This window comes from Bifidobacterium sp. ESL0784 (assembly GCF_029433295.1).
Lineage (GTDB): Bacteria > Actinomycetota > Actinomycetes > Actinomycetales > Bifidobacteriaceae > Bifidobacterium.
In genome coordinates, this window is the sequence record NZ_JAQTHV010000002.1 from 465,420 (window position 1) to 478,887 (window position 13,468).

8 protein-coding genes are annotated in these 13,468 nt (G+C 54.9%); 1 reads left to right on the top strand and 7 read right to left on the bottom strand.

Going from position 1 to position 13,468, the window contains the following annotated elements:
* Positions 1–1,264: 1,264 nt before the first annotated feature.
* From PT279_RS04345 to PT279_RS04365, 5 genes are all read right to left on the bottom strand, one after another.
* The gene (locus PT279_RS04345; protein ID WP_277165812.1) at positions 1,265–3,100 is read right to left on the bottom strand and encodes an ABC transporter ATP-binding protein; all 1,836 of its coding nucleotides are present in this window, start codon (positions 3,098–3,100) and stop codon (positions 1,265–1,267) included.
* Between the two features lie 144 nt (positions 3,101–3,244).
* Positions 3,245–5,104 (bottom strand): ABC transporter ATP-binding protein, encoded by a 1,860-nt coding sequence (locus PT279_RS04350; RefSeq protein ID WP_277165814.1) that lies wholly within the window; start codon positions 5,102–5,104, stop codon positions 3,245–3,247.
* Positions 5,105–5,420: 316 nt separating this feature from the next.
* Positions 5,421–5,951: a transcriptional regulator gene (locus PT279_RS04355; protein WP_277165816.1), complete on the bottom strand. Its 531-nt coding sequence runs from the start codon at positions 5,949–5,951 to the stop codon at positions 5,421–5,423.
* A 309-nt stretch (positions 5,952–6,260) separates the two neighbouring features.
* A complete protein-coding gene (locus PT279_RS04360; protein WP_277142805.1) occupies positions 6,261–6,464 on the bottom strand; it encodes a hypothetical protein in 204 nt (67 codons plus the stop codon).
* A gap of 386 nt (positions 6,465–6,850) precedes the next feature.
* Entirely contained in the window at positions 6,851–8,413 is a 1,563-nt protein-coding gene (locus PT279_RS04365; protein WP_277165958.1) for an amino acid permease, read from the bottom strand.
* A 545-nt stretch (positions 8,414–8,958) separates the two neighbouring features.
* Here PT279_RS04365 and PT279_RS04370 point away from each other — a divergent pair.
* Positions 8,959–10,554 (top strand): amino acid permease, encoded by a 1,596-nt coding sequence (locus PT279_RS04370; protein ID WP_277165818.1) that lies wholly within the window; start codon positions 8,959–8,961, stop codon positions 10,552–10,554.
* A 139-nt stretch (positions 10,555–10,693) separates the two neighbouring features.
* Here the strand turns inward: PT279_RS04370 and PT279_RS04375 are convergent, their stop codons facing one another.
* Together PT279_RS04375 and PT279_RS04380 are read right to left on the bottom strand one after the other, a co-directional pair.
* Positions 10,694–11,734: a DUF5067 domain-containing protein gene (locus tag PT279_RS04375; protein WP_277165820.1), complete on the bottom strand. Its 1,041-nt coding sequence runs from the start codon at positions 11,732–11,734 to the stop codon at positions 10,694–10,696.
* 493 nt (positions 11,735–12,227) lie between these two features.
* On the bottom strand, positions 12,228–13,250 hold the full coding sequence (locus PT279_RS04380) for a DUF5067 domain-containing protein (protein ID WP_277165822.1): 1,023 nt from the start codon (positions 13,248–13,250) through the stop codon (positions 12,228–12,230).
* Positions 13,251–13,468 lie beyond the last annotated feature (218 nt).

Below are 13,468 nucleotides of genomic sequence, written 5' to 3' on the forward strand. Positions count from 1 at the left end.
AATTCGTTTTTTAATAATAGCACTCATAATACAAATCCATTTAGCAACGAATACAACAAATACCCTTTATATTTCAATAAAAATAAACAGACAAATTTAAAATGTACATTATCTTAATATAATTAAAATTATTCGACATGAAAATTAGCTACAAAAACCAAGGGTCTTACGTCAAAGGGTTTAAATGAAATGCGACAAAAAAAATTTGTGAAGATTCTGATAAGTTCATATTTTTCGCTTAAGACGAAATACATCAGTTTGCGGGCTATAGGCCAGGCTATGTGGTTCACAATTCAAGTTTGCCCTTGTGGGAGCAAACATTTCGCTATGGTATTTCCGGCGGATTTTAGCGAGCTTTTCTGGTAGTCCTGAACGGTGTGAGGACGAGATCGAAGAAAAGGAAACGATGTCCGGCGGTAAGTATGAGGTGGAACAGGCTCCGGCCGCGGAAAAGGGGTTCGGGCCTTTTACAGCGGCGGAGGAGCCGCTCATGCGCCCACCACCGCTTCCTTCCAGCCGCATACGCCGAATCGCCCTTCGCCGTGGTGCGCTTCATTAACGGTTCCCTTCCACCGCTCGTACTACGCATTGAGGCCTTCGTCCAATCTCGCCGCCTTTTCGGTCGCATGCACCCTGAACAGCCGGGATTACAGCTTCCGCAATTCCTTGGCAGCCTGGATCCTGGGCTGGTGGGTAAGGTTGAGATTCGTGTAGCTGTGAGCGCCCTAGGCAGCGCCACAACCTAGTTCCCAGCCACCCCGCTGCGGGCATGGGGATCACCATTCCGACCCGCCGTCATCACCGGCGGCCGTGCCGAAACGATCACCCTGCTCGGCAAAGATATGACCGCCGAGCAACCACGCGAGGACACATCCAGCTCGCGACGCAGCGTTGCATGACCCTTGTAGTTGAGGGGTACCCGACTGGTCGAGCATTCCAGGCAGCACCAGCGCTGCCGAACCTCCGAGGTCCCGCCGCCATGCCTCGACCTCGCCCTCACACCGTTCGGACCTACTGGGAAAGCTCGCTTAGAATCCGCCGAGAAATAACACAGCGAAATGCTACTCCCACAAGGTCAAACTCGAATCATAAACCAAATATTCTGACCCATAACTTCAATTTGTGAACATTCCGACCAAACTGAAACAAATCTACACGCGCGGACGGCCCATTCACTGCGTCCTACGTAGTGAATGGGCCTTTAAAATAGGGCTTAACTCCGCTACCTTTTACCGTTGCAAACCCCTGAATTTATCGACGAATCTTACTCGACCAACGTCGAGAACTGGCTGTTGTAAAGGTCGGCGTAGAAACCGCCCTTCTTCAGCAGTTCGTCATGGGTGCCGCGTTCGATGATGTCGCCGTGGTTCATCACCAGAATCATGTCGGCGTCCTTGATGGTGGAGAGACGGTGCGCGATCACGAAGCTCGTGCGGCCCACGGTCAGGTCGTCCATCGCCTTCTGGATCAGTTCCTCCGTACGGGTGTCGACCGACGAGGTGGCCTCGTCCAGAATCAGAATCGGTGCGTCCTGCACCATCGCGCGGGCGATCGTCAGCAACTGACGCTGGCCCTGCGAAAGCGAGGAGTTGTCGTCGAGCACGGTGTCGTAGCCCTGCGGCAGCGAGCGCACGTAGTGGTCAAGGCCGACGGCCTTGCACGCGTCTTCGATCTGCTGGTCGGTAACGTCCTTCTTGGAATAGGCGACGTTTTCCTTGACAGTGCCGCGGAAAACCCACGTGTCCTGCAGCACCATCGAGAACTGGTCGTGCACATTGGCGCGCGGAACCGTAGAGGTATCGATGCCATCGATGTACATGGCCCCGCCGTTGATGTCGTAGAAGCGCATCAGGAGGTTGACCATGGTGGACTTGCCGGCACCGGTCGGGCCGACGATGGCGACCTTCTGGCCGGCCTTGACGGACGCCGAGAAGTCGTGGATGATCGGCTTGCCAGGCTCGTAGCCGAAGCTGACGTCCTTGAACTCGACGTCGCCACGCACGCGGGTGGGCTTGCCGGTCTTCGGGTCTCGGCCGAGCAGCGCAGGCTTCTTGGACTCGTCGCTCATCTCGGGCTCCTCGAGGAAGCCGAAGACGCGCTCGGACGCGGCGGCGCAACGCTGGAGGTTCTGGAAGGCCTGCGCGAACTGCGAAAGCGGCTGGGTGAAGAGGCGAACGTACATCATGAAGGCCACGATGACGCCGAATTCGATCTTGCCGTTGATGGCGAGCGCACCGCCGACGATGCAGACCGCCACGAAGCTCAGATTGCCGACCATGTTCATCATCGGGTTCATCAGGCCCGAAAGGAACTGGCTCTTCCATGCGGAATCATAGAGGTCGTTGTTGTACTTCTCGAAACGACGGATGGAGTCGGCTTCGCCGTTGTATGCCTTGACGACGATGTGGCCGGAATACATCTCCTCAACGTGACCGTTGACGTCACCGAGCGCGATCTGCTGACGGGCGAAGTACTTCTGCGAGAAGTGCATGATGGTCATCATGATGACCACGCCCAGAATGGAAATGGCGATGGCGCACAGCGTCATGATGACGTTGTTGTAGAACATCATGATCAGCGAGCCGATAAAGAGCGTGGTCGAGGTGATCAGCATGCCCAGGGACTGGCCCAGGGTCTGGCCGATGGCGTCGACGTCGTTGGTGATGCGCGAGAGCACGTCGCCATAGCTGGTGTGGTCGAAGTATTTGAGCGGCAGCTTGTTGATCTTGTCGGAAATCGACTTGCGCAGGTTCTGCGCGATGCGCTGGGTGACGGTGGCCATCATCCAGTGCTGCGCGTACCCCAAGATGGCATAGCCGACGTACAGGCCGACCAGAAGCCATGCGATGCGCGTGACCTCACCCATATCGACCGCGCCCATCACGGGCTTGCCGTGCACCATGGCGGGCAGGCCCTTGGCGATGGCATTGGTCATGTTCTTCAGTTGGTCCGGCCCGATGATCTGGCAGATGGTGCCGGCGGCGCCCAAGATGAGCGCGATGATGATGACGGGCAGGTATTTGCGGCAGTAACGCACCAGTTTGAGCATCACTCCGCCGAAATCGGCCGGCTTTTCGACCGGTCCCCTCATTCTTGGCATTTGTTGGCTACTTTCCTATAAATCTAACGTTTGTTTGTTTTCATAATCGGTTTGGCTGGCAGGGGGACGACGGAAAGCGAACGGTTCACTCCGATATTTATTGGCATATCGTAATTTCGCAACATTTCCGCCGTCCCTTAGTCATTACGCGGCCAGCTCGTCGGGGCTCAGCTGGGACTCGGCGATCTCCTTGTAGACCTTGCAGGTCTTGAGCAGTTCCTTGTGTGTGCCCTCGCCCACTACCTTGCCGTCGTCGAGCACGACGATGGTATCGGCGTCCATGATCGTGCCCACGCGCTGGGCGACGATGAGCTTGGTGGAGTCTGCGGCATCTTTCTTGAGGGCGTCGCGCACCGCGCGGTCGGTCTTGAAATCAAGCGCGCTGAACGAGTCGTCGAAGACCATGATCTCCGGATGACGATAGACGGCACGGGCGATGGAAAGGCGCTGCTTCTGGCCGCCGGAGACGTTGGAACCGCTCTGGGCGATGGGTGCTTCATACTCGCCGTCCATACGTTCCACGAACTCGTCGGCCTGGGCGACCTCGCTGGATTCGCGGACGTTGTCCATCTGCTCAAGCGTCAGTTCATCGCGCTTGTCCTCGCCGGCGATGAGCGCCAGTTCGCGCTTGCGGCCCTTGGCGGTAGAAGTATCCGCAACCTCAACAGTCTCGGAATCACCTGGGCGGTCGCCGTAGCTGACGTTGGAGGCGACGGTACCCTTGAACATCACCGATTGCTGCGGCACGTAACCGATCTTGTCGCGCAGATCCTTGATGTCGTAATCCTTGACGTTGACGCCGTCGATCAGGACCTCGCCCTCGGTCACGTCGTAGAAACGCGGCACCAGGTTAACCAGCGTGGATTTTCCGGAACCCGTGGAGCCGATGAAAGCGACGGTCTGGCCTTTCTTGGCGGTGAAGCTGATATCTTTGAGCATTTCCTCACGAGTATCCGGATAGGCGAAACCGACGTTGCGGAATTCGACGGTACCGGTTTCGCCGGGCTTGCCCTGCGTAAGCGTTCCGTCCTTGACACTCGGCTCGGTATCCAGCACCTCCATCACACGCTGTGCAGAGACATCGGCGCGCGGCCAGAGCACGAAGACCATGCTCAAGAGGAGGAAGGCCATGATGACCTGCATCGCGTAGCTGGAGAAGACGACCATGTTCGAGAAATCGGTGAGCTTGGTGGCCGGCAGCTGCGCATCCTTGATAAGGTAGGCGCCGATCCAGTAGATCGCCAGCCCCAAGCCGTTCATCACGCTGGACATGACCGGGTTCATCGCGGCCATCGCACGGGTGGTGAAGAGCTGGGTGTTGGTCAAATCGGCGTTGACACGAGCGAACTTGTCTTCCTGATAATCCTCGGCGTTATAAGCGCGAACCACGCGCAGGCCGGTCAGGTTCTCGCGGGCGACGGCGTTGATGTTATCGGTCAGACGCTGCATCGAGCGGAACTTGGGCATCACCAAAATCATGATGACGACGACGAAGACCAACATAAGCACCGTGGCGACGGCGGTGGCCACCGTCCATTCGAAGCCCTTGCCGGCGATCTTGCAAATCGCCCATACGGCCATAATCGGCGCGCGGAAGATCAGCAGGACGCCCATGGTGATGAACATCTGAATCTGCGTGATGTCGTTGGTAGAGCGCGTAATCAGCGAGGCCGTGGAGAACTTGCTCATCTCGGCCGGGCCGAACGACTCGACCTTGCGGAACTCAAGCGAGCGCAGACGCTGGCTGAACGAGGCGCCGATGCGGGCCATGAGGTAGCCGACGGCGATGGCGCAGAGCACCGAACCCAAGGAAACGAGCAGCATCTTGCCGCCCTCTTTCCAGATGTCAATCATCTTGCTGCCCGGCGTCTCGACGAGCGCCGTCACCTTGGACATGTAGTCCGGCAGCTTCAGGTCGAAAAATACCTGCCCTGCGATGAACGCAAGGCTCAGCAGCATCTGCCCGATCTCCGTTTTGGAGAGATATTTGCTGATGCGAAGCATGAATCCCCTTCCATATTTGTTGTGGCCTCGGAGTCATAATTACCGAGCACCCATAATGATTAACGATGTTAAATATTTTGTTGACTGAACGTACAATACTCGCGGCCGCTGGGTTGTGTCTGCTTTTCACCCAACGCGTAGGAACACGCGGAACCAAACGGCCCGTTCATAGCGCGAATTCTGCTAGAAAACGGTCGCTGACAACTTCCAAACGTCCGATTTATAGCATTGCCTCGTTATGCCGGAAAGTGGCCGCCAAAGGTCGCCAAGCGGACGACTTTCAGCACTCCTATTCAATTATGCGAAAAATCGCTCATTACCCGTCGGCCTGCGCAGAAGAGGCCTCGGCCTTCCGCTTTTCGCTATGCTCACGCTTGGCGGCGAACGCCGCGGTGACTTCTTCCGCGCTAGGTCTGGGAGCGCCAGGCTTGCATACCGACATATAGGTCATGAACTCTTGGGAGAGCTCGACGAACTCGCGGGTGCGGCGCTCCCCCATCTGCGAGAATATCCAGCGAACGACCGAATCGATGTCATCGCGGTCGCGTTTGGCCTGTTTGGTGCCTTTCGGCGTTAGCGAGACCAAGATATTGCGTCGATCACGATCGTCGATTTCCCGGGTGATATAGCCCTTTTTCTCCATGGAACCTAGCAACGCCGAGATCCTGCCGGAGCTGGCATGCAACGCTTCGGCCAGACGCGAGGGGGTTTGGGTGCCATGCTTGAGCAGATGACGCAGCACAAAGGGCTCGCCCTTGCCTGCGCCCTCGACCTGATGCCACATGGCCGATTTGCTGCCATGCACCGTTTCACGCAGCGATTGAAGCGCTTCCTGTTCGAATCCCATGACCGTTCCGTTTCTGACGATTAATGCACACGTAATGCTAACACCATTAAATAGCTAACACTATTAATATTCTACTAAATGTGAAAAACATCATATTCTGGATATGACATCGGATCGTTTGCGGTACCGCTATTGCTCCGTGCTGAAAATGATCGCACCGTATGAATACTGGGCAAACCACGGACCATCATTTAGAGGAAAAACCGACCCTCCTGCAGACATAAAAAACCACCCGCCGCATAAACGACGAGTGGCAGGCGCCTACGTTTCAGGCGCAGACACAAAATCTTATAAAATTCGAATCCGAGCTCAGGCCTTCGCAACCGGACGAAGATCAGCGTGATGACGCTTCAGATACTCGCCAACAGCCTCACGAATGAGAGCAGAAGGACGAACCTCTTCGTCTGCCGCGCCCGAAAGAACCCAATCAGCCAGCTCCGAAGTTGCACGAACGCACCAAGTGCGCTCCTGAAGCTGACGAACTCCATGCTGTGCCTTAACTGCCTTAGCCATTTCCTACCTCCGTTATATTCGCGAAAATCTGCTTTACAGATAAAAATATTGTATCACTTTGGCGTCTGACGGAACAGATCCGAGGCCGATTGCAAGGCAACTATTGTTGCACAACCCACATTGATGTAAGATTTTTCGTCGGCATCTTTGCATTTTGTAGTAATACAATATTCAGATTTGGCAACCCGATTTCCAAATCCTCACAACGGTTTTCGCAATCACGTTCCGATAAAAAATATCATTAATGTAAAATTATTTGCATTACTTCTCAAAGGTAAAAACCTTTTTAAAAAAAATCATGCTCTCAGCATAATCAGCCTGGAACAGGACAGCGGCGCCCTCATCAAACGTTCCAACTGGACATATTGGAGGGCGCGGGCAGTTTTTCAGACTAAGAGCTCGGCTTCTTTCCCACGATAACGAATCAGGCTATACCCGCCGAAGAGCACCAGCCAAATCAGCCCGGCGATGGCCGAACCGATGGTATCCGGGGAAAGGAAGAGCGTCACATAGATGAACACGAAGAAGATGATCGTCAGCGTGTTCGTGATCTTGTAGGCCGGCATCACGAAGCCGTTCGGCTCGAAATCGACGGACTGACGGTAACGCTGGTGAGCAATCATCGTCAGGATATAGACAAAGAGAATCACCGCGCTGGAAGCCGAGGAGAAAAGCACGAAAACGTTGGAAATCTGCGGAATCGCATTGATGATCGGCGACAGGAGGATGAAGCAGGCGGAGACCACGATGGCACGCGCGGGAACCTTGTGGGAGGAAACGACGCCGACCTTGCGGATAATGGGCGACTTGGAGACCTCGGCCAACTGGAAGAGATGGCGGCCTGCGGAATAAAGCAGCGAGTTCAACGCGGAAGACGCGGCGGTGATGACCACGAAGAAGACCAGCGCCGAAGCCCAATTCAGGCCCGCGTACTGGAAGACCATGATGAACGGGGAGGCGAAGGAGCCGTCCTTGTTCGGCTTGAACGTGCGCCACGGCACGATGAGCATGATGGCAACAAGCGCGCCGACATAGAAGATCAGGATTCGCATGATGATCTCGTTGATCGCCTTGGGCAGCACCTTGCGCGGGTTCTTGGTCTCGGAAACGGTGACGCCGACGAACTCAATCATTTCGTAGGCGAAGAAGACCATCTGGAAGCTCATCAGGAAAGCCATCCAGCCGTTAGGCGCCATCGAAAGCCCGTTGAAGATGTTGTCGAATCCTGCATGGCCGGCAGGGCTCATGTGGTCGACGCCATGAATCTGGACGGCAGGGTAATGGTAACCGATGATGACCATGACCACGGCAGTTACAATCAAACCGACGATCAGGGTGATCTTGATCATCGAGAACCAGAACTCGGTTTCACCGAACGCTTTGACGGCAATCAGGTTGATGGTCACGAGCACGACGAGGAAGCAGATTTCCACAAGCCACTGCCAATGACGCAGATTGAAACCGAACGTGTCGAAGAACGTGACGAAATACGTGCCGACTGCGGTGAGTTCCGAAAGCCCAAGCAGAATGAGGACGGTCCAATAGGTCCAGCCTGCGAAATGGCCCCATCCTGCGCCGAGATATTTCCCAATGAAATTGATGAAGGTGTGCTGGTTCGGATCGTGATACATCAGCTCACCGATAGCGCGCATCAACAGGAACATCATCACGCCGACGAGGATGTAGACCAGGATGATGCTCGGGCCGGTCAACGCGATCGACTTGCCGGAGCCAAGGAAGAGACCGGTGCCGATGGTGCCGCCGATGGCGATGAACTGGACGTGACGGTTGCTCAGGCCTCGCTCGAGCTGATTGGTGGTTTCGCCGACGCTACCGCCGCTGACCTTGCCCGAGGTGTCGTTCGCCGCGTTCGCCGACGAACCGTTTGCAGCTTTGGCGTTGATATCGGCATTGGTTGCAGCATTCCTGCCTTCATCCATTTGTGTCATCATCCTTCCTTCGCTACTTGCCGCTTATGCGCGCAATAGAGAATAGAGTACGCCGCGAGAGATGACATCAAGGTTTCACGGCACTGCCCGAAGGGATTTATTACCCACAAAATGACAATATGTGATAAAAAATAGCGAAAATAATTCGACATTCCCTCTTAGGTAATGCGACATTTCGGTATTTATCACTCACTTTCATGCCAAATGCAAAGGTTTTGGGCTCCGTCTCATAAAGTGGACCATCCCAAAGCATAAATGAGAATTTATATTGCAAATAAACCAAAGCAGCCTGAGCAAAACGGGCGAGTAGACGGATTTACTTGCCGGATCGTGAGAATACTCTCGCCAAATCCCGAACCCCTTAACACAAATATCCTTTTGCCCTCTTACACTTTCGAAATGTTGGGGGAATGTTCAAACGAGCCGCAAATTCCAACCGTCAATCACGGTGGGACGGCCCATGGGTTTATTTCCATCAAAACGTCACGTCGAAGGACGTGACATGCAATACACGAGCAGGGAATCCCGTGAAAGAGGAGCGCCACATGACCAGCGAGTCGGGCACAGCAATAGGTAACGCCACAAGAGCCGGGAACAGCACCGGGAAAACAGGTAAACCGCAAAAGCAAGGCGGGGGCAACCACGTCGTCCGCAAGCTCAAGACCCGCCACATCTCGATGATTGCGCTCGGCGGGTGCATCGGCACCGGCCTCTTTATGACTTCTGGCGGCACCATCGCGCAAGCCGGGCCTGGCGGCGGACTCGTGGCCTACGCGGCCATGGGATTCATGATCTACTTTTTGATGACCAGTCTCGGCGAGCTCGCCACAAACATGCCCGTTTCCGGCTCTTTTGCCGTGTATAGCTCCAAATACGTGGACCCCGCGCTGGGCTTCGCTATGGGTTGGGATTATTGGCTCAACTGGGCCATCGCGGGCGCCACCGACATTTCGACCGCGGCGCTCTTAATGCAGTACTGGTTCCCGAAATCGCCGGGCTGGGTGTGGAGCCTGACCATGCTCGTCATTATCTTCTGCCTCAACGCCTTCGTGGTCTCCGCGTTCGGCGAGACGGAATTCTGGCTGGCGCTCATCAAGGTCGTCACCATCATCATCTTCATCGTCATCGGCCTGATGATGATCTGCGGCATCATGTTCCAGCCGGCCGTCGGCTTCAAGAACTTCACCTACAAAGGCGGACCGTTCATCGGCGGACTGCCGGCGATCATGGCCGTTTTCCTCATCGCCGGCTATTCGTTCCAGGGCACGGAAGTCGTGGGCGTCACCGCCGGCGAATCCGAAAACCCGAGCCAGGCGGTGCCGAAGGCCATCAACAACGTCTTCTGGCGCATCGTGCTGTTCTATCTCTTGTCCATTTTCGTTATCGCGGCAATCATTCCGTACACCGACAAGAACCTGCTCGGTGCTTCCGACACCAACGTCGCGATGTCGCCATTCACCATCGTCTTCGAAAAGGCGGGGTTGGCCGGTGCCGCAAGCATTATGAACGCGGTGGTGCTGACTTCGATCCTTTCCGCGGTCAACACAGGCGCCTACGCCTCAAGCCGCATGCTCTACGGCATGGCGAAAAACGGCTACGCACCGAAGTTCCTCGGCACCACCACTAAACGCGGCGTACCGCTGGCGGCGCTAATCACCACGCTCTGCATCGAAGCACTGGCCTTCTCGTCCAGCATTTTCGGCCCGAAGTTCTATATGTGGCTCGTCACCGCGACCGGCCTGACCGGCTTCATCTCGTGGATCGGCATCGCACTGAGCCACTTCCGCTTCCGCCGCGCGTTCAAGTTGCAGGGCCACAAGCTCTCCGAGCTCAAATACCATGCGAAGCTCTTCCCGCTCGGTCCGATCCTCGCCATCGTGATCTGCCTGGTCGTGATCTGCGGCCAGGATATCCCGGCCTTCGCTTCCGGCAACTGGGGTGAAATCCTGATGACCTACTTCAGCGTCATCCTCGTCGCCATCCTCTACTTCGGCTTCAAGTTCACGCACCACACCCACATCGTGAAGTTAAAGGATATGGACGTCTCCTCGGCCCGCCCCGAAGTACTGAAGAAGGAACGCAAAAAGGCTGCTGCAAGTGCGGCGAGCGCAGGAAACAGCGCTTCGTCAGACCAACACTGAAACAGAAACCGGAATCGATAAGAAAATCAGGGAACATGAACCTACAAAAAAATCTGTTCTCTCGAATCGCCTAAGAAACGATTCGAGAGAACAGATTTTTCCCAAAATCACGATTTGCTATTACAAAACCGTGAATCTATTACTTGAGGTTGATTCTTTGCGTGATATAGGTCGTATCGTCGAGATCAGTGCCCGATTCAAGCGCCACATCCACTGGTGTTGAGCCATCGACCAGCTCATAGGCAACTGTGACCTTCAAACTATCGTTGGGCGCCACGTCAGTATAAAGAGACTCTCCGTCATATCCCTTATATCGCCCATCCCTGTTCGGCAGATAGTCCTCTGAAAGACTCATGCCGTTCTGGGAAACCGAGTAATCGACAGCTCTCAGAAAAGAAAGCTTTTTATCGCTGGTATTTTTATATTCGTAGGTGATGATTAATGTCGCATGTCCTTCAGTATTTTTCGGCTCCCTCTTGGCGGAGGCGATTTTCACATCAGCGCCCTTAAGACTCCCGCTGCCTTTCAGTATCTTCAGTTTCGGGTTCTTGTAATCCCGCTCTTCCTTCTTCTCGTCTTTGTCACCCTGAGGAGGGGCGTAGATGGCTGAGGAATCCGAGGAATCTCCCGTATTGCCGTTGAGCCGCTCCATCGTGGTACTGAACGAGCCGATGAATACGATGACGGAAAGGACGGCCGCAATGATGCCGGTGACCAGGCCGCCGATCGACATGCCTTTGCCGCGAAGCCTTTCGGCGTTGATCTTGCGCATGGAGATGATGCCGGTCACGATAGCGGCGACGCCACAGCCGATGCCTACGATGGGAATCCAGAACAAAATAATGGCGACAATGCCCAGGACCAGCGCGACAATGGCCATCCCAGGACGTTTCGCCCCAGGTCCGAACGGATGCTCGGGCTCCATACCCATCGGGGGCTGCAAGGCCATACCCATCGGCGGCTGAGACGTCGGTCCTACCGGCTGCTGCGGCATCTGGCCTACTTGCTGCTGTTGCGGCATCTGGTTGAAAGGAGGCTGGAATGTCGGGTCAACCGGTTGTTGCGGCATCTGTCCCATCGGCGGTTGCGAAGCCGCCTGGCCGCCATATTGCACATTGGGCTGGGATACAACGCCATCATTGTACGGATTGTCATTGTACGGATTGTCATTTTCCTGCATAGTTGTCGTCCTTCTCGCAGTCTTCCCGGCAACGGGCTATCCATTTATTTTATCAATAATAAAGAATATTGGTCACAATATAACTGTTCTCAGGCTCCAAGATACTTATTTCGATTAACAGAACGACAGGAACATATCGAATTATAAAGTTTTGTCGGCAGACTGGCAGGATTCTAGGTTTCCGATAAAAGTTGTCGACAGACTGACAGGACTTTCGACTCCCTTTTCATGCCGCAATAGACCAATAAGTTTGAAGCAGGAGCATAACGCCCCCCTCAACACCGTCCACAAGTACATAGCCACGTTGTGCGAGACCTGCCCGCTTTCCAGCATGTGCGCCCGAATATGCAGAAAACCGGTCACTGGAGATGTCCTAAGTGACCGGTTTTCTGCATCGACATTGCACCGTGGCGCTGGTTCGATCTTGTCTGACGCCAACACCGGTACTTATTTGCGATTTACGCCAAGCCGCAACACTGGCGGCTGCAGGCCGTTACTGCAAGTTGAATGTTTGCGTAATCTTCGTCTGATCGTTGAAATCAACGCTCGAGCGGAGTTCCACATCGATCGGCGAGGTCTCGTCGCTCAACGCGTATGCGACGGTGACATTCAAACTGCCGCCGGGCTGCACGGTGGTGTCCTTGGATTCCATGTCATACCCCTGAACGTCTTCCGAGTAGAACGTAGATTTCAAGGCAACACCTTTTTGGAATACCTTGTCTTGGACGCCTTCCATGAAAGAACGGTTTTCGTTATCGGTATTTTTGTACTGGTAGGTGATGACCACCGTGGGATGTCCCTCGTCATCGTTCGGGCCTTTTTGGGCGGAGACGATCTTGACATCGGCACCTCCAAAGCTACCGCTGCCCTTCAGCTCCTTGCCCTTCGTCTTGTTATAGGTATCAAGCCCCTTCTGCGCATCGTCCTTGGCTTTCGACGATTGGGAAGTAGTGGCGGAACTCGAAGGATTCGTGACTTTATTGATCATGTTCACCCCGATAGAGAACGAGGCAATGAACATGACGAGGGAAAGGACAATGCCGATAATACCGGTGACGAGGCCGGCGACGGACATGCCCTTGCCGGGAAGCCTGTTGGCTTTAATTTTACGCATGGACATGATACCGATGACAAGGGCGGCGATGCCACAGATGATGCCTACGATGGGAATCCAGAACATGACTATGGCGACGATGCCCAGAATCAGAGCGGCCAGGGCCATACCCGGGCGCTTTGGCATCTGCCCCATGGGCTGCTGCTGGGGCATGCCCATTGGCGGTTGCGATGCCGGATTCGCAGGCTGCTGCGGTGGCATGCCGCCCATCGACGGCTGCTGCTGCGCTGAATCCGACGTCTGCGTCTGCGGCATCTGACTCATCGACTTCTGCGGTGCCGAGTCAACCGGCTGCTGCACCGGATCCGCAGGCTGCTGCGAGGCGTAAGGCAGCTGGCCGTTGTACTGCGCATTGGGTTGGGGCATTGAGCCACCACCATACGGGTTATTATCTTCCTGCATTGTCATGTCCTTCCGACAATTTTCTTGGCAGCGGACTACCCACTTCCTTCATTAATAATAAACATTTTCCACTATATAATCATAGTGGGTCTTAATTGTGATATGGTCTCATCCGCATTCCGCGCAACGCAGCACCTCGTTGCTCCCGCCGGCCTTATCACAAAACGCATCGAGTTCAATCAGGGATGCCCAAACAGATTCAGGAAACCCTCAAAAGC

Coding starts and splice junctions, on each gene's coding strand:
- PT279_RS04345 (WP_277165812.1), bottom strand. CDS start 3,100: ATGCCAAGAATGAGGGGACCGGTCGAAAAGCCGGCCGATTTCGGCGGA.
- PT279_RS04350 (WP_277165814.1), bottom strand. CDS start 5,104: ATGCTTCGCATCAGCAAATATCTCTCCAAAACGGAGATCGGGCAGATG.
- PT279_RS04355 (WP_277165816.1), bottom strand. CDS start 5,951: ATGGGATTCGAACAGGAAGCGCTTCAATCGCTGCGTGAAACGGTGCAT.
- PT279_RS04360 (WP_277142805.1), bottom strand. CDS start 6,464: ATGGCTAAGGCAGTTAAGGCACAGCATGGAGTTCGTCAGCTTCAGGAG.
- PT279_RS04365 (WP_277165958.1), bottom strand. CDS start 8,413: ATGACACAAATGGATGAAGGCAGGAATGCTGCAACCAATGCCGATATC.
- PT279_RS04370 (WP_277165818.1), top strand. CDS start 8,959: ATGACCAGCGAGTCGGGCACAGCAATAGGTAACGCCACAAGAGCCGGG.
- PT279_RS04375 (WP_277165820.1), bottom strand. CDS start 11,734: ATGCAGGAAAATGACAATCCGTACAATGACAATCCGTACAATGATGGC.
- PT279_RS04380 (WP_277165822.1), bottom strand. CDS start 13,250: ATGCAGGAAGATAATAACCCGTATGGTGGTGGCTCAATGCCCCAACCC.